This is a genomic window from Streptomyces sp. NPDC052225 (assembly GCF_040679615.1).
In the GTDB taxonomy this organism is placed as follows: Bacteria; Actinomycetota; Actinomycetes; order Streptomycetales; family Streptomycetaceae; genus Streptomyces.
The window spans coordinates 47,035-63,441 of record NZ_JBFAVD010000001.1 but is presented as its reverse complement, the minus strand read 5'-3'; the positions used below and the strand labels follow the sequence as shown (position 1 = coordinate 63,441).

The window sequence follows — 16,407 nt, the reverse complement described above, 5'->3', positions numbered from 1 at the left end:
GGTGCGTCGTGGCTGGTCGCGCATTTCCCCGACGCGAACGCGCCCGATGAGATGCCGCACCGAAGGTGCGCATCTCAGGGGCGCGGGGAACTGCGCGACCAGCCCCCTCCGAACCCGCACCCGACGACCGACCCCCTACCTCAGCCCATGCCGCCGAGCCACCATCCGTTCAGCCGCGCCCCGCGACATCACCCTCCGCAGCGCGAAGACGACCGGCGCGTTACTCCCCACCGCATAGAACGGCCGCACCCGCCCCGCCTCCACCACGGAGACGACTTTCGCCGCGACCTTCTCCGCCGAAATCCCCTTCGCCTCATTGGAGTTGAGAGCGGCGAGCATCGTGTCGTACGCGGCACGGAACGGCGAGTCCTCCCGCACGTACTGGGTGCGCCGCTCACTGATCCCCGTGGCGATGGACCCCGGCTCGACCGTCGTGATCGCGACCCCGTACGGCGAGTACTCCCGTCGTGCCGCACTGGCGAACCCCTTGATCGCCGCCTTCGACGCCACGTACGAGGACCGGTACGCGAGCGGGAAGCTGGCCAGCATCGAGCCGACCATGACGACGCGCCCGCGCCGCCGCTCCCGCATCCCGGGAAGCAGCAGCTGGCTGAGCCGCACCGCGCCGAACACGTTCAGCTGGAAGAGCCGCTTCACCGCGTCCGTCGGCAGCTCTTCGAACGGCCCGCTCTGCGATTCGCCGGCGTTGTTGACGAGGACGTCGACGGCGCCCGCGGCGGCCGCGCACGCCTCGATGCTGGCGTCGTCGGCGAGGTCGAGGGCGAGGTAAGTCACCCCGGGAACGGGGGAGGTGACCTTCTCCGGGTTCCGGCTCGTGCCGTACACCGTGTACCCGCGCCGCACCAGGGCCGCCGCGACGGCCGCTCCGATGCCCGACGACGCGCCCGTCACGAGCGCCGTCCCGGTCACGCGAGGCTCCGCGCGAGGGCGCGCCCGGCGGCCCGGCCGGAGAAGATGCAGCCGCCGAGGAACGTTCCTTCGAGCGCGTTGTAGCCGTGGACGCCGCCACCGCCGAACCCGGCGACCTCCCCGGCCGCGTACAGCCCTTCGAAGACGGTGCCGTCGGGCCGCATGACCTGCGAGTCGAGGTTCGTCTCCAGGCCGCCCAGCGTCTTGCGGGTCAGCACGTGCAGCCGTACGGCGATCAGCGGGCCCTGCGCCGGGTCGAGGAGGCGGTGCGGCTTGGCGACGCGGGTGACGCGGTCGAAGAAGTAGGAGCGGGCGTTCTTGATGGCCATGAGCTGGAGGTCCTTGGAGTACCCGTTGTCGACCTCCCGGTCGCGGGCGACGATCTCGCGCTCAACCTGCTCGTACGACAGGGGAGTTGACGGCGTCAGCTCGTTCATGCCCGCCACCAGGTCCTTCAGGTTCCGCCGTACGACGAAGTCCTCGCCCCGGTCGAGGAACGCCTGCACGGGACCCGGCGCCCCCTTCTTGACCCGCTGGAGCACCAGCTTCAGGTCCTTGCCGGTGATGTCGGGGTTCTGCTCGCTGCCCGAGAGCGCGAACTCCTTCTCCACGATGGCCCGGGTCAGGATGAACCAGGTGTGGTCGTGCCCGGACGCCGTGATGTGCTTGAGCGTGGCGAGGGTGTCGTGCCCGGGGAAGAGCGGGGCCGGCAGCCGCTTGCCCTCGGCGTCCAGCCACAGCGACGACGGGCCGGGGATGATCCGGATGCCGTGGCCCGGCCAGATCGGGTCCCAGTTCTTGATGCCCTCGGTGTAGTGCCACATGCGGTCGCGGTTGACGACGGAGGCGCCGGCGCTCTCGGTGATCCCGATCATCCGCCCGTCGACGTACGCGGGGACGCCGGTCACCATCGACTCAGGCGGCGAGCCCACGCGGTCAACAGGCCAGTTCTTACGGACCAGTTCATGGTTGCCGCCGATGCCGCCCGACGTCACGACGACGGCCCGCGCGCGCAGTTCGAAGTCGCCGACGGTCTCGCGGGAGGAGGCGACGCCGCGCGCCGCGTCGGAGGGTTCGAGCAGCGAGCCGCGCACGCCGACGGCGACCCCGTCCTCGACGATCAACTCGTCCACCTGGTGGCGGTACTTGAAGGTGACCAGGCCCCGCGAGGCTGCCTCGAGGACCGGCTCGCGGAAGACGCGCACGACCTCGGGGCCCGTGCCCCAGGTGAGGTGGAAGCGCGGCACCGAGTTGCCGTGCCCGGTGGCGGTGCCCGCGCCGCGCTCGGCCCAGCCGACGTTCGGGGTGACCTTGAGCCCGAGCCCGTACAGGTAGTCCCGCTTCTCGCCGGCCGCGAACTTCACATACGCCTCGGCCCACTTGCGCGGCCAGTGGTCCTCGTCCTCGCGGTCGAAGGAGGCCGAGCCCATCCAGTCGGCGAGGGCCAGTTCGTAGCTGTCCTTGATGCCCATGCGCCGCTGCTCGGGGCTGTCGACCATGAAGAGACCGCCGAGCGACCAGAACGCCTGGCCGCCCAGGTTCGCCGCGTTCTCCTGGTCGACGAGGACGACGCGCTTGCCCGCGCGGGTCAGTTCGTACGTGGCGACGAGCCCGGCGAGCCCGGCTCCCACGACGATGACATCGGCGTTGGTGTCACTCATGCGCTCTCCCAGGGGGTGCTGTAGGCGTTCAGTACGTTCATGAAGAGGGCCCGGCGGCGTTCCCGTACGGCGTCGTCACCGGGCTGGAGCAGAACCTGCACGGCCGTTCCGTCGTGCACGGCGACCAGTGCGTCCCCGAGGGCCCGCTCGTCGGTCACCCGGCGCCCGAGCCGCTCCAGGGCGGCGGTGAGCACCGGCAGGATCGCGTCCCTGATCGCGCTCTCGCGTGCGGCCATGACGCGCCGCAGGCCGGGGTTGCGCAGTGCGTGCGCGGTGAACTCGGCCGTGATCCGGTACCAGGCGTCGTCGACCGGGGCGGCGTCCACGGCCGCCCGCACCGCGGTCTCGGGATCACCGGGGTCGATTCCGGCGAGGGCGGCCCGCACATCGTCGAGCATCCGCGCCGAACGCTCCTCCCACAAGGCGAGAAACAGCTCATCGAGGGAGGAGAAGTTGGAGTAGAAGGCGCCGCGCGTGAAGCCGGCCCGCTCGCAGACCTGCTCGACGGTGGACCGCCCGAAGCCGGCCTCGGCGAACACGTCGAGGGCGGCGTCGAGCAGCCGCTGCCGTGTGCGGGCGCGCCGCGTGGTGATGGGCATCGTCGCCTCCGTCGCCGGTTGGATACAGGAACGTATTCGATACGTTCCTGTATCCACAAGGGGCGTGGGGCGTGCGCGGACTCAGATGTCCCGGACGCTGCGCGCGCGCAGATCCGGTGCCGTACGCGCGAGGGTCGTGAAGTCGGCGTCGTCGTGCAGCACGGTGAGCCCGTGGTGCGCTGCCGTCGCCGCTATCAGGAGATCGACCACGGACAGCCCTCGGTACTCCCCGCCTCAGCCCGCGAAGATCTCCACGAACGACCACACCGCGAGCCCCAGCATGAAGACACCGCCGACGCGCTGGACGGTCTTGAGCGGGACGCGCTTCGCGATGAAACGGCCCGCGATCAGGGCGAGGCCGGAGACGGAGATCAGCGCCGCGAACGAGCCGATCGCGGTCGACCAGGTGCCGTTCGTGGCGGCCAGGTTGGCGGTGGTGATCTGGGTCAGGTCGCCCCACTCGCCGATGAACACGGCCATGAAGGCGGTGCCGAACACCGGCCAGAACCCGGTGACGGTCTTCGCGCCCGCCTCGTCGTCGCCGTCCTCGTCGTCCCCGCCGCGCAGCAGCATGAACGCGCCGAACAGGAACATCAGGCCGGAGACCAGCTTCACGATCCAGCCCGGAAGCAGCCCGAGCAGCGATCCGGCGCCGACCGCGATGGCGACGTGCACGGCGAACGCCGCGGAGGTGCCGAACCAGACGTACAGCGGCTTCATCCGCGTGCCCATGGCCAGCGACGCGAACATGGTCTTGTCCGGAAGCTCGGCGAGGAAGATCAGCCCGAAGGCGGTGATGATCGCCACGGGATCGAGATCGAGATGCATCGGGGGTCGGGTCCTTCTGTCCGGGCCACGGCCGGGCCCTGTGACGCCACCCGCTCCGGGGGACCACTCGACCCGGCAGCGGCGCATGGGAACGCGTACGGCTGCCTGATCGAAGGTCTCGCCCGCCCGCACCGCAGTGGTGGGGCCCGGCCACCGGGAACCCGGGGGTTCCAGTGTGTCGACGACCGGTTCGCGGGGCTACTCCCCTTCGCTTGCTCCGTCAAGGGTACACGCCGTCCCCGATCTGAGTACGGGCGTGAGTACGAGGACGCTGTCGGGCCCGGCGGCGCCGCGGAACGCTGGGGCCATGAACCGAGAAGACCTCAGAGCGCCGCGCGAGCAACTGCTGCCCACCCTCGCGCTCGCCGTCCTCGCCGCCGCGGCCTGGGCCGGCTGGCTCGGCTGGGACCAGCACCGCGACGAGCACCCGGACGGCTCGTCGACCGGCCCCTACGAGGCGTGGCAGGTCCTCGGCCTCGTCGTGACGCTGCTTCCGGCCCTGTACTGGGCGGCGACCCGCCGCACCACCGGCACGGCCGTGACCGGCCTGACCGCGGGCCTGACCGGCGCCGCGTTCTACGACTGGTCGGACGACGCCAGCGGCCTCTACATGGTCGGCGTGATCATGGTGCTGGCCGGGACCGCCGGGGCGACGGCGGCCGGGGCGTCCGTGATCAGGGCCGTGACCGATTGGCGCCAAGGGCACTTGAGGCCACCGGCACCGCCTTCTTTCCCGCACGGCACGCGTTGAGGATCGAGGCGCAGACATCTGCCTCAAGTGCCTCATGTGCCGAAAGGGGAGCGCCTCATGGTCGAGTACGTGCTCAGCGAGGGTGAGAAGGACGCGACAGCGGATCTCGCCGACGGACTCCTGGCGAGACATCCCGCCTGGGACGCCGTGGAGCGGGCCGACGCGGTCCGGGTGGAGGCCGAACGGCTGCCGCTCGGGCTGCGGCAGTTCCTCGTCGCGGCACGCGCGGCGGAGGACGCGGTGATCACGGTGTCGAACCTGCCCGTCGACGCGGACCTCGTGCCGACGCCCGCGAGCTGGCGCGTCGCCGAGAAGGAGAACGCGGCGCTCCGGGAGGAGGTCGTGCTGCTGCTTGTCGCCTCGGTGCTGGGCGACCCGTTCTCCTGGTCCGGGCAGCAGGACGGACGCCTGGTGCACGACGTCTGCCCGTCGCAGGGCCAGGAGACCTCCCTGACCAGCGCCAGCAGCAGGGCCGAGCTCACGCTGCACACGGAGGACGTCTTCCACAGCTGCCGCGGCGACTACGTGGTGCTGATGTGCCTGCGCAACCCCGACGGGGTCGGCACCAGCATCGCGGGCGTCGAGACCGCTGACCTCGCCGAGCCGGTGCGCGAGGTGCTGCGCCAGGACCGGTTCCGGTTCTACGCCGACGACTCCCACCTGCCCGACGCGTACGGCACCGGTGCCGAGGAGGGCGAGCGCCCCTACGAGGAGGCGTCCGTGCTGTTCGGGCCCGGCGAGGCACCGTACCTGCGGATCGACGCGGACTTCACGAGCGCGCTGCCGGGCGACACGGAGGCGCAGCGGGCCCTGGAGCAGTGCGCGCGGGGGCTCTCCTCGGCCACCCGGCGGCTGGTGCTGCGCCCCGGCACGGTCGCCTTCCTCGACAACTACCGCGTCGTGCACGGCAGGGACGTCTTCACCCCGCGCTACGACGGCACCGACCGCTGGCTCAAGCGCACCAGCGTGCTGCGCGACCTGCGACGCGCGTACGTGCACACGCGCACGCGCTCACGCGTGCTGGCTGCCTGAACCCCCTCAGGGCCCACCCCGCGCCGGCCGGTCGCGGGGTGGGCCCTGAGTCTTTCCCGGCTCTCGTGCCGGTTCTGCCGGTCAGCCCTCCGAGTCGATGAAGAACACCTTGCGCAGGGACTCGGTGACCTCCCACACCGTGCTGTCGCCGGCGCGGAAGGCGGCCATGGCGCCCGGTTCGAGCGTCAGCTCGGGGCCGCCCTCGACCCGGACGCGGGCCCGGCCGCGCAGGACGACCAGGGTCTCGTTGCGCGGGAACTCCCAGGTGAACCTGCCCGGTTCGCAGTTCCAGACGCCGCGCACGACCGCCCGGTCCGCGGAGGCCCACAGCACGGCGGTGCTCATCACGGGGTCGCCCGCGAGCACCTCCCCGGGGAAGCGGGTGTCACGGGTCAGTTCGACGTCCTCGGCACGGGTCGAGAAGGGAACGGAAACAGTCGTCATGGTGTGCGGGTCTCCCAGGGGGTGCGGGCCGCGGCGGCCACCGACTCGGCGACGATCGCCAGGCCCTCGTCGAGTTCGGCGTCGGACACGGTCAGCGGGGGCAGCAGTTTGAGTACCTCGTCCCGGGCGCCGGACGTCTCCACCAGGAGCCCGCGGGCGAAGGCGGCCCGGCCGGCCCGGCGGGCCAGCTCGGGGTCGTCGAACTCCACGCCCCACACCAGACCACGGCCGCGCACCCGCGCACCGAGGTCCCGGTGCCGGCCGGCCAGTTCGCGCAGCCGCTCGCCGACGTGTCCGGCCCGGTGCTCCGTCCAGTTCTCCAGGGCGCTGTCCTGCCAGTACGAGCGCAGGGCGGCGGCCGCGGTGACGAAGGCGAGGTTGTGGCCGCGGAACGTGCCGTTGTGCTCGCCCGGCTCCCACACGTCGAGCTCGGACCTGAACAGCGTCAGCGACATCGGCAGCCCGTACCCGCTCAGCGCCTTGGACAGACAGACGATGTCGGGCACCACGCCCGCCGTCTCGAAGCTGAAGAAGGGGCCGGTGCGCCCGCAGCCCATCTGGACGTCGTCGACGATCAGGAGCATGCCGTGGCGCCGGCACACCTCGGCCAGTTCGCCGAGCCACTCGGACGACGCGACGTTGATGCCGCCCTCGCCCTGGACCGTCTCGACGATGACGGCGGCGGGCCGGTCCAGGCCGCTGTTGCCGCTGCGCAGCATCGCGTCGAGGAGCGCGGGTCCGTTGACCGTGCCGTCCGCGAAACCGTCGTAGGGCAGCCGGTGCACGCCGGCGAGCGGGATGCCCGCGCCGGCCCGCTTGGACTCGCTGCCGGTCACCGCGAGGGAGCCGAGCGACATGCCGTGGAAGGCGCCGGTGAAGGCCACGATCGTGGAGCGTCCGGTGACCTTGCGGGCCAGCTTGAGCGCGGCCTCCACGCTGTTGGTGCCGGTGGGGCCGGGGAACATGACGCGGTAGTCGAGGCCGCGCGGGGTCAGCACGTGCTGTTGCAGCGCGGTGAGCAGCTCCGTGCGGGCGGCGGTGAACAGGTCGAGGCTGTGGGTGATGCCGTCGCCCGCCACGTACGACAGCAGGGCCTCCTTGAGGGCGGGCGGGTTGTGGCCGTAGTTGAGGGTGCCGGCCCCGGCGAAGAAGTCCAGGTAGCTGCGCCCCTGTACGTCCTGGACGCGGGCGCCGCGGGCGTGCGTGAACTGCACGGGCCAGGCCCGGCTGTAGCTGCGGACCTCGGACTCCCTTGCGGCGTCGGGGAGTTGGACGGTTCCGTCCGGCGCGGACGGGGCGAGGATGGCGGACACGGAGGTTCTCCTGTCTCGGGCGGGCGGGCGGCGGGCGGCGGTCAGTGGGCCAGCTTGCGCAGACCGTCACCGATGGTCCGGGCGCGCAGCGAGAGCAGGCTGAACGAGCCCGCGTCGCCGATGCCGTGCGAGGACTCGCACAGGCCGTTCAGGAACAGCGGCGGCGTTCCGGCGAGCGCCGGCTCCGCCAGGTACTCGGCGGAGACGCTCGGATAGCCGTCGGGGTCGTACGCGAAGCGGTCGGCGATGCCGCTCACGACGCGCGGGAAGCGTTCCTGGCCGGGTCCGGGGCCGAGGTCGCGGAACCCGGTGGCGAGGACCACCAGGTCGGCCCGCCGGGTGTCGTGCTCGCCGGTGATGGTCTCCGTCGCCGTGATGCCGATGCCGTCGGGGCCGGGGGCCGCCCCGGTGATGTGCTGGTTGCCCAGGACGCGGATGCGCTCCTCGCCGTCGAGCCGGTGCTCGTACATGAGCAGGTACAGCTCGCGCAGGACGTCCCCGTCGGCGGCCGAGTAGTTCGTGGGCCGCATGTAGGCGTCCAGGGCCCGCTTGCCCTCCCGGCTCGCCCGGTAGTAGTAGTCCGTGAAGCCGGGGAAGTAGCCCTCCTCGCTGAACGGACTGGTGTCCTTCTCGCGCAGCGAGTGCCCGCGTGCGTAGATGCTGATCCGCGCCTCGGGGAAGCGCCGTTCGAGATCGAGCGTCAGCTCCACCGCGCTCTGGCTGGCGCCGATGACGGCGACGTCGCGCGGCGGCTCGGGCAGGGCCGCGAGGGTGGGCAGGTAGCGGGTGAGATGGCAGACCCGGGGGTCGTCCATGACGGTGTCGAAGGGGGACGGGACGTGGGGCGGGCGGCCCGTGCCGACCACGAGGGCGCGCGCGTAGCGATCACGCCCGGTGGAGTCCGTCACCCGGTACACGGGCCCGTCCGCACCCCCCGCGCCGTGCTCGACGCCGACCTCGGTGACATGGGTCCCGTACTCCACGTACCGGGCGAAGTGCCCGGCGGCCCACGCGATGTACTGGGCGTACTCCTTGCGCAGCGGGAACTCCGCCGGGAGGTTGAGATGGTCGAGCAGCCGGCCGTTCTCGAACAGGTAGTTGATGAAGCTGTAGCGGCTGCGCGGATTGCGCAGGGACACCAGGTCCCGCACCGGGTGGTTCTGGATGTCGGAGCCCGGCAGCATCATTCCGCTCTGCCAGGGGGTGCCGGCCGCGGCGGACTCCAGGAACAGCATGTCGAGTCCGGCGTCCTCCTCCTCCAGCGCGATGGCGAGGGACAGGTTGGCCGGTCCGAAACCGATGCCGATGACGTCGTGGCAGTGGGTCATGCGTTCTTCTCCGACTTCGGGTGCAGGGGAGAGGCGGTGGCGGGGGCGGTGCCCGAGGGCAGGAAGGTCCAGACGGACTCGCGCACGGGCTCCCCGGACAGGCCGAGCCACGCGTGCAGGGACGTCGCGAGGTCGGGCAGGACCGGCCAGGCCAGGGCGGCGAACACCTTCGCGGCGAGGTACTCCAGGGCCAGGCTGGTGCGCGTCTCCTCGCTCTGCGAGGCGACGGCGCGCAGCGGCTCCTGGGTCGCCCGGAACTCCTCGGCGCGCTCGACGAACGTGTCCAGGAGCCGTACGTAACCGCGGGCCGAGAAGGCGTCGGGCAGCAGCAGCCCGTCCAACTGCTCGGTGACCGAACCGAGTTGGCGGTAGAACTCGCGCTGCGCGACCGTCCAGGCTCCGGTGCCGGGGACGGTGTCCCCGTGCCGCTCACGCAGCCGCGCGAAGCCGGACAGCCAGTCGCGGGCCGCGCCGTACAGCGGGTCGTCGCCGCTGCCCGAGGCCACCTCCCAGGACATGTCGGTCTCCCGGCCCTCGGGTGCCGCGCGCAGCAGGCTCGCCCGGACCGCGTCGCGCTCGCCGCGCGCCAGGGCCTCGTCGGCCCAGACGGCGTGGCCGCGGCTGGTGGAGAACTTGCGCCCGCTCAGCTGGAGGAACCGGTTGGTGACGTACATCGTCGGCAGGTGCTCCCCGGCGTCGGCCGCCAGGGCCAGAGCGGGCAGCAGGACCGCGTAGTAGTAGCCGTTGTCGAGGCCGAGGAAGAGCGCGTTGTCGGCGGGGCCGTGCTGCTCGGTCTCGGCGCGGGACGCCTCCAGGAAGGTGAACGCCAGGTCGACCCAGGGGTCGAGGCGCTGGGCGGGGTCCTCGCCGACGGCGCTGCCCCATGTGCCGGTGCGCGTCAGACGGTACGGCGCGAGCCCGCCCGGCGCGTCGAGGAGCCGTTCGACCACGGCCCGCAGGTCGGCGGAGAGCTGGGTCTTCTTCAGGCGTGCGCGCAGCTCCTCGGCGAACTGGGCCAGGTCGAGCCAGAGCGCGGTCTCCTCGCGGGTGGTGGCGGGGGAGTGGCAGACGCGGCAGCGGACGTCCTGGAGGTCGCGGGCCTGGTTGGGGTGGGCGCACGCCTCGCAGATCTCGCCGTCGCTGTCGGCCGCGCACCCGGCGCACGTGCCCCGCGCGAACGCCTGGAACAGCGACAGGTCGCAGCCGGCGCAGTACGCGGTCCGCTCGGTGCGGCGCGTCACGGCGGGCGAGGCGAGCAGCCGCTCGAACCAGGCGGCCATGGTGGGGACGTGGTCCGGGTCGGCGAGCGGCCGGGTGAGCCGGTCGGTGTGCACGCCGGCGCTGTGCAGCGTGCGCACGATGCCGTCGCCCGCCTCCTTGGCCACGCTCGCCGGGCAGCGGTCCGTCAGGCGTCCGGCCGTGGCCACGTAGGACTGGTGGTCGTCGGTGCCGGTGACGTACCGGGCGGAGCGTCCCATGGAGCGCAGGGCGCGGGTGAACAGGTCGGCGCGGACGTAGGGGCCGGCCAGATGGCCCAGGTGGAGGCCGCCGTTGGGGGTGGGCGGCGGGCAGAACACCCGGACGTTCTGGGGGAGTTGGCTCCGCGCGGGCAGCTCGGACAGGGCGCGGGCGGCGGCCGCCGCGTCGTCCCAGTAGACCGAGATCAGGTCGAAGGGCTCGGCCGACTCGTTGCGGATCTCGTGGAAGGAGAACGGCGTGAGGTAGACGGACTCCCCCTTGCGCAGGGTGCGTTCCTCGTCGCCGAGCACCACCACCGCCTCGCCGTCGAGGACGAAGAAGATCTCGCCGTCCTGGTGGGCGTGCCTCTTCGACGTGGTTCCCGCCGGGACACTCCCGAAGACGGAGCCGAAGGGCAGCCCGGGGATGTCCTGCGCGCTCAGCAGCGACTGAAGGTGCATCTCGTAGGACCAAGTCATCTGGTCGCGGTCGAACGTTCGCGTCATCACGCCACCGAGCATGTCCGCTCAACTCCCGTGTCCGCCAAGGGGAAGCGGCGTCCCATTGCTGCCGTGACCCGTCGTGGCCATCCGCCGCAGGGGTGCGGCGGGGGCCCCGGCTGGCAGGGTCGACGGCGTCGCAGACACCGAGCGGAGGAACGAGATGAGTAGCGGGATACGGCGCCTCGGCCCGTCGGACGTGCCGGCCTGTCTGGCCCTTGCCACCGACCGCGGCTGGCCCGCGGAGGAGGCCCGGTGGCGGCTGCTCCTGGAGGTCGGCGAGGGGTACGGGTGGGTCGCACCCGGCGGCGCTCTGGTCGGTGCGGTCGTCCTGACCCGGTTCGGGACCCGGGCCGGGGTCGTCGGTCTGATGCTGGTGCGCGCGGACCACGGCGGGCGCGGCATCGGCAGGGCGCTGATGGAGCATCTCCTCGACGCCGCGCGGGAGGTGGAGTCCGTCTTCCTCTACGCCACCGACGCGGGACGCCCGCTCTACGAGAAGCTCGGCTTCGCGGCCACCCATGAAGTCGCCACGCACCTCGGCGTGTTCGAGCCGTCCGGCCCCGCGGGCGCTCCGCCGCGCACCGAGCTGCTCGCCCCCGCGGACGCCCGTCTGCTGTACGGCCCGGACGCCGCGGCGCTGGGCCTGGACCGCGGCCGGCTGCTGCGGAGGCTGCCGAAGTTCGCCCAGGAGGTCCGGGTGCTGCGGGAGCCCGACGGCCGTGTCACCGGCTACGCGGCGGCCTGGGACAACGCGGGGCGCACGGCCGTCGGCCCGGTCGTCGCACCGGACCCCGCCACCCTGTGCGCCCTGGTCGACGAGACGGCCCGGCACGCCGGGCGGCCGGTCCGCCTGGAGTGCCCGGTCGGCGAGGACGCCACGGTGCGCGCCTGGGCGGTCCGGCACGGGCTGCGCGAGACGGGCCGCTGCACGTTCATGGTGCGCGGCCGCCCCCTGCCGGCCGGCCGACGCGCCCTCCCCTACGCCCCGTTCATGCAGTCGCTCGGCTGAGAGCCCGTGCCGGACCCGGGCTCCGCCGCCGTCATGCCGCCCCTTCCACCCGAGGACCCACCACCCATGAGCCCCACCACACCCACGGCGCCCGCCCGTTCGGCCGATGCGCGCAGTCCGTACGTCATCGCCGTCGTCGGGACGGGACCGCGTGGTCTCGCCGCCCTTGAGCGGCTGGCCTGCCGCCTGGCCGGCCGGCCGCTGCCCCGGCCCGTCGCGGTCTACGCCATCGACGACCACACCCCCGGCTCCGGCCGCATCTGGCGCACGGACCAGTCGCCCCTGCTCCTGATGAACACCCCGGCCGCCGACGTGACCATGTTCTCCGGGCCGCCCGACGCCGGCGACCCGGCGGCGCCGCCCCGGCCGGGCGCGGGACCGTCCCTGGCCCAGTGGTGGGCCGCCGCCGAACCCGGTACGGGGAGCGGCCCGCACGCATACGCGGGACGGGCCCGGTACGGGCGCTACCTGGAGTTCGTCCTCGACGCCGTGCGGCGCGGCATGCCGCCCGGCACCGCCCTGCACCCGGTCCGCGACCGCGTCGAACGGATGCGCCGGCGGGCGGGCGGCGGCTGGACGCTGGCACTGGCGGGCGGCCGCTTCCTCGCCGCCGACCAGGTGCTCCTGGCCACCGGCCACAGCAGGCCGCGCCCGCAGCGGTCGGAGCGTGAACTCGCCGCGTTCGCACGGGAGAAGGGCCTCGTGCACATCGCCGGGGACAGCGCCGCCGACCTGCCGCTCGACACCGTGCCCGCCGGGGCGGCCGTCGGTGTCATCGGCCTGGGCATGGCCTTCTACGACATCGTCAGCCTGCTCACCGAGGGACGCGGCGGGCGCTTCGAACCCGACGGGGACGGGCTGCGCTACGTGCCCGGCGGCGACGAACCGCTCCTCGTGGCCGGTTCGCGCAGCGGTGTGCCGATCCCGGCCCGCGGCGTGAACCAGAAGCCGCCCGAGTACGCGTACACGCCCCGCCTCTTCACCCTGGAACGGATCACCGCGCTGCGGGCCGCGGGCGGCAGGATCGACTTCGCGCGGCAGGTGCTGCCGTGGCTGCGCGCGGAGATGGGCCTGGTGCACCACGCGACGGCGCTGCGCCGGCTGCGGGGCGCCGGAGCGGCGTGGGCCTACACCGAGGCCGCCGTCCGGGCGGCCCTGCACGAGGAACGGGCGGCGCCCGGCGCCGACAGCGCCCCGGACCGTGTCGTGACGGAGGTGGCCGTCGCCCACGGTCTGACGGACGCCGTCCCCGTGGACCTGGCCGCCTGGGCCCGCCCCTTCCGCGCGGTCCGCTTCCCCGACCGGGACTCCTTTCAGCAGGCGCTGACCGAGCACCTCCGCACCGACCTGGAACGCGCCGTACGCGGCAACGTCGCCGACCCGCACAAGGCCGCCGTGGAGATGCTGAGGGTGCTGCGGCACGTGCTCAGGGCCGCCGTCGACCGCTGCGGGCTCACCCCGGACTCCCACCGCCGGGACTTCCTCGGCGATTTCGCCCCGCTGTGCGCCCAACTCTCCAGTGGACCACCGGTGTTCAGGGTGCGGCAGGTGCTCGCGCTGATCCGGGCGGGCGTCCTGGTGATCGTGGGGCCCGAGGCCCGCTTCGCGGCCGACGAGGAGACCGGCCGGTTCACGGCGTCCTCACCGCTGGTCGCCGGGCCGCCGGTGCTCCTCGACGCGCTGATCGACGCCCGGATCCCGGTGCCGGACGTGCGCCGTGACTCCTCCCTGCTCGTCCAGGACCTCCTCGGGCAGGGCACGGTCACCAGCTACCGCAACACCTGGGACGGGGAGGTGTTCGACACCGGCGGCCTCGCCGCGACCGACGCGCCGTACCGGCCGCTGGACGCGCGCGGCCGGATCGTCGACGACGTGTGCGTCACCGGCGTCCCGCTGGAGAACGTCCGCTGGTTCACCCAGGTCGGCAGCGGACGCCCCGGCGCCTGGACGGACTTCACCCGGGAGGCCGACGCCGTGGCCGGGGCCCTCGCCGACGCCGCGGCCCGCCGCGGCCACGGCCGACTCCGGCCAGCGCCCGCCGTGGACGCGGTGCCGCCTGGCCGCGCAGGATCGCAGACGCATCGCCCGGCAGCCCGGGTACCGGTGACCTTCCAGGGGAGAGACCACGTTGAGCAGCACTGAATTCAGCCGGCACGTCGCCCAGGCGCCGTCCGCCGTCGAGGAGCTCGTCGGGAACGGCCCGGCCGCGGGGGACATCCCCGCCCTCGACCCCGACAGGCCCCTGGTCCTGACCGGCATCGGCACCTCGCTGCACGCCTGCCGTGTCGCGGCCACCTGGATCCGCCGGCTGAGCGGCGGACGGCTGCGCCCCGCCGCCCTCGACGCCCACGACCTCGCGCTGACCGAGTCCCTCACCTCCCGCGACCAGGTCGTGGTCGTCAGCCACCGCGGCACCAAGCGCTACCCCAACGAGGTGCTGCGCGCCGCGCGGGAGGCCGGCGCGACCACCGTGTGCGTCACCGGCCGCGGCAGCGCGCTGCCCGAGGCCACGACCGTGCTGCGCACCTGCGAGCAGGAGCGCGCCAGCACCCACAGCGTCTCCTACCTCGCCTCCCTGGCCGTGCTCGGCCGGCTCGCCGCCGCGTTCGTCGGGCCCGAGCGGTCCGGGGAGCTGACGGCGGCGCTGCGTGCCGCGCCCGACGCGATGCGCCGCACCCTCGACCTGGACGTCGCGCCGCGTGCCGTGGACGCCCTGGTGCACTCGGCGCCCCACCCGGTCCTCGTGGCGGGCGGCGGCCTCGACGCGATCACCGCCGACGAGGCGGCGCTGAAGATCAAGGAGGGCACGTACCGCTGGACGGAGGGGCTGCACACCGAGTTCGCGCTGCACGGCACCCCGGCCGTGTTCTCGTCCTCGACCGTCGGCTGCCTGATCCGGCCCACGGCCTCCGACGGCGGCCGCACCGACGACCTCGCCGGCTACCTCGGCGCCCTGGGCGCGCCGGTCCTGATCAGCGGGAGCGACCCCGGCACCGACCTGCCGTTCGCCCCCGTACCCGAGCTGGCGCGGCCGTTCGTCACCGTGCTGCCCTTCCTGCGGCTGGTCGCCGCCGCGGCCGGTGAACTCGGCGCGAGTCCCGACCTGACGCACCTGGAGGCCGAACCGTGGGCCACGGCCGCGAAGGCCGTGCGGCTGTGACCACGACGACACCCCGGCCCGCCACCCCGCCCGTCGACACCCGGCGGCGGGACGAGGTCACCGAACGCTTCGTACGGGAGTGCCTGACCCCCGGCAGCGCCCTGCGCACGGCGGTGCGCGACGCCGCGTACCCGCCGGTGTTCGCCCACTGCTGGGGCGAGCGCATGCTGCAACGGCCGCTGTTCGCACCGGAGTCGGAGGTGCGCGCCTTCGCCGCCGACCTCGACGCCTTCGTCACGCTCCTGGAGTCGGTACCGCGGCGCCTCTTCGGCGGCGACCTGGCCCGCTACTGCGATCACCTCGGCATCGAGCCCGAACGGGCCGCCGTGCTGCGCCGGTTCGCCGTCGGCTCCCTGGTGCGGTACGGGCGTGCCGACGTCTACCACGACGGCACGGGGTTCCGGCTCCTGGAGATCAACATGGCCAGCAATCTCGGCGGGGCCGACCGCGGCGAGATGCAGCGGGCCCTGGAGGACGTGCCGGCCTTCCGGGCCTTCGCGCGGGAGAACGGGCTCGGTCACGTCCACACCGGGGAGCGGCTGCGCGCGGCGCTCGCCGCGGCACGCCCCGCCGGGCTCGGCGGCCCCGACGGCGACGCCCCGCGGCACGCCGTGATCTGCGGGCGGGGCGGCCTGGCCGCGTACGGGCATCTGCTGCGCGGCTTCACCGAGATGATGGCGCGCCTCGGCCTGCCCTTCGCACTCGGCGAACTCGACGACGTCGAGGAGCGCGACGGCCGCGTCCTGCTGCACGGCGCCCCCGTCGACGTGGCGCTGCGCTTCTTCAACGTCGACGACGTGTGCTGGGACCGGCGCAGCCGGGACCGCGCGGACCTCCTCTTCCGCGCCCACGAGGAGGAGCGGCTGCTGCTGTGGTCCCCCATCAACGGCTCCCTCTTCTCCAACAAGGGCACCCTCGCCCTGCTGTCCGACCCGGCCCTGCGTCCCACCCTCACCGCGGCCGAGGCGGCCGTCGTCGACCGTGTGCTGCCCTCGACGTTCCTGCTGACGCCCGGGTCCGTGGCGTACTGCCGGGAGCACCGCGCCGACCTCATTCTCAAGCCGCTGCGGGACTTCGGCGGCAAGGGCATCGTGGCGGGCTGGCGGCTCGACGACCGGGAGTGGCGGACCGTCCTGGAGGAGAGCCCGGAACGGCACTACGTGGTGCAGCACCGGGTCGTGCCCGCCGCCGAACCCGTGGTCTGCCCCGACAGCGGCAGGGCCGAGGACTGGCACGCGGTGTGGGGCATGTTCTTCACCCCGGACGGCTACGCGGGCACCGACGTGCGCGCGGCCCCCGTCGCCCACAGCGCCGTCATCAACTACGGGGCCAACCCCCAGGTGCGTACGGGATGCGTCTTCACGTACGCCTGACCGCCGGCGCGCGATGGC

At 73.4% G+C, this 16,407-nt stretch carries 15 protein-coding genes; 6 read left to right on the top strand and 9 right to left on the bottom strand.

The annotated features are described in order from the left end of the window. Positions 1-135: 135 nt before the first annotated feature. The 5 genes from AB0L37_RS00330 to AB0L37_RS00310 all read right to left on the bottom strand — a co-directional run bounded on the left by AB0L37_RS00330 (position 136) and on the right by AB0L37_RS00310 (position 4,018). Complete coding sequence (locus AB0L37_RS00330) at positions 136-930, bottom strand: SDR family NAD(P)-dependent oxidoreductase (protein WP_365497660.1); 795 nt, start codon at positions 928-930, stop codon at positions 136-138. Further along, positions 927-2,591: an FAD-binding dehydrogenase gene (locus AB0L37_RS00325; protein WP_365497657.1), complete on the bottom strand. Its 1,665-nt coding sequence runs from the start codon at positions 2,589-2,591 to the stop codon at positions 927-929. The genes AB0L37_RS00330 and AB0L37_RS00325 overlap by 4 nt, the downstream gene beginning before the upstream one ends. Next, complete coding sequence (locus AB0L37_RS00320) at positions 2,588-3,190, bottom strand: TetR/AcrR family transcriptional regulator (protein WP_365497654.1); 603 nt, start codon at positions 3,188-3,190, stop codon at positions 2,588-2,590. The genes AB0L37_RS00325 and AB0L37_RS00320 overlap by 4 nt, the downstream gene beginning before the upstream one ends. 81 nt (positions 3,191-3,271) lie before the next feature. Further along, on the bottom strand, positions 3,272-3,406 hold the full coding sequence (locus AB0L37_RS00315) for a PIN domain-containing protein (RefSeq protein ID WP_365499149.1): 135 nt from the start codon (positions 3,404-3,406) through the stop codon (positions 3,272-3,274). An 18-nt stretch (positions 3,407-3,424) separates the two neighbouring features. After that, positions 3,425-4,018 carry a TMEM165/GDT1 family protein gene (locus tag AB0L37_RS00310; protein ID WP_365497650.1) on the bottom strand — a complete coding sequence of 198 codons (594 nt, stop codon included), beginning with the start codon at positions 4,016-4,018 and terminating at the stop codon, positions 3,425-3,427. Positions 4,019-4,325: 307 nt separating this feature from the next. On the opposite strand from AB0L37_RS00310, the gene AB0L37_RS00305 reads away from it, so the two are divergent. Continuing rightward, the gene (locus AB0L37_RS00305; protein WP_365497647.1) at positions 4,326-4,769 is read left to right on the top strand and encodes a hypothetical protein; all 444 of its coding nucleotides are present in this window, start codon (positions 4,326-4,328) and stop codon (positions 4,767-4,769) included. 57 nt (positions 4,770-4,826) lie between these two features. Beyond that, positions 4,827-5,801: a TauD/TfdA family dioxygenase gene (locus AB0L37_RS00300; protein WP_365497644.1), complete on the top strand. Its 975-nt coding sequence runs from the start codon at positions 4,827-4,829 to the stop codon at positions 5,799-5,801. Positions 5,802-5,882: 81 nt separating this feature from the next. On the opposite strand, the gene AB0L37_RS00295 is transcribed toward AB0L37_RS00300, so the two are convergent. Genes AB0L37_RS00295 through AB0L37_RS00280 form a run of 4 tightly spaced genes read right to left on the bottom strand, consistent with a single transcriptional unit; the run spans position 5,883 to position 10,850 of the window. Further along, a complete protein-coding gene (locus tag AB0L37_RS00295) occupies positions 5,883-6,245 on the bottom strand; it encodes a cupin domain-containing protein (protein ID WP_365497640.1) in 363 nt (120 codons plus the stop codon). Beyond that, on the bottom strand, positions 6,242-7,549 hold the full coding sequence (gene ectB, locus AB0L37_RS00290; RefSeq protein ID WP_365499146.1) for a diaminobutyrate--2-oxoglutarate transaminase: 1,308 nt from the start codon (positions 7,547-7,549) through the stop codon (positions 6,242-6,244). The genes AB0L37_RS00295 and ectB overlap by 4 nt, the downstream gene beginning before the upstream one ends. 50 nt (positions 7,550-7,599) lie before the next feature. Next, positions 7,600-8,886: a SidA/IucD/PvdA family monooxygenase gene (locus AB0L37_RS00285; RefSeq protein ID WP_365497637.1), complete on the bottom strand. Its 1,287-nt coding sequence runs from the start codon at positions 8,884-8,886 to the stop codon at positions 7,600-7,602. After that, a complete protein-coding gene (locus AB0L37_RS00280; protein WP_365499143.1) occupies positions 8,883-10,850 on the bottom strand; it encodes a class I tRNA ligase family protein in 1,968 nt (655 codons plus the stop codon). The genes AB0L37_RS00285 and AB0L37_RS00280 overlap by 4 nt, the downstream gene beginning before the upstream one ends. Positions 10,851-11,007: 157 nt before the next feature. Here AB0L37_RS00280 and AB0L37_RS00275 point away from each other — a divergent pair, with 157 nt between their 5' ends. The 4 genes from AB0L37_RS00275 to AB0L37_RS00260 all read left to right on the top strand — a co-directional run bounded on the left by AB0L37_RS00275 (position 11,008) and on the right by AB0L37_RS00260 (position 16,389). Then, entirely contained in the window at positions 11,008-11,856 is an 849-nt protein-coding gene (locus AB0L37_RS00275) for a GNAT family N-acetyltransferase (protein WP_365497634.1), read from the top strand. 66 nt (positions 11,857-11,922) lie between these two features. Then, positions 11,923-13,998, top strand: a complete 2,076-nt coding sequence (locus AB0L37_RS00270; RefSeq protein ID WP_365497632.1) for an FAD/NAD(P)-binding protein — start codon at positions 11,923-11,925, stop codon at positions 13,996-13,998. After that, positions 13,985-15,016, top strand: a complete 1,032-nt coding sequence (locus tag AB0L37_RS00265; protein WP_365497629.1) for an SIS domain-containing protein — start codon at positions 13,985-13,987, stop codon at positions 15,014-15,016. The genes AB0L37_RS00270 and AB0L37_RS00265 overlap by 14 nt, the downstream gene beginning before the upstream one ends. Then, complete coding sequence (locus tag AB0L37_RS00260) at positions 15,013-16,389, top strand: hypothetical protein (RefSeq protein ID WP_365497627.1); 1,377 nt, start codon at positions 15,013-15,015, stop codon at positions 16,387-16,389. Before AB0L37_RS00265 ends, AB0L37_RS00260 begins: the two co-directional genes overlap by 4 nt. Positions 16,390-16,407 lie beyond the last annotated feature (18 nt).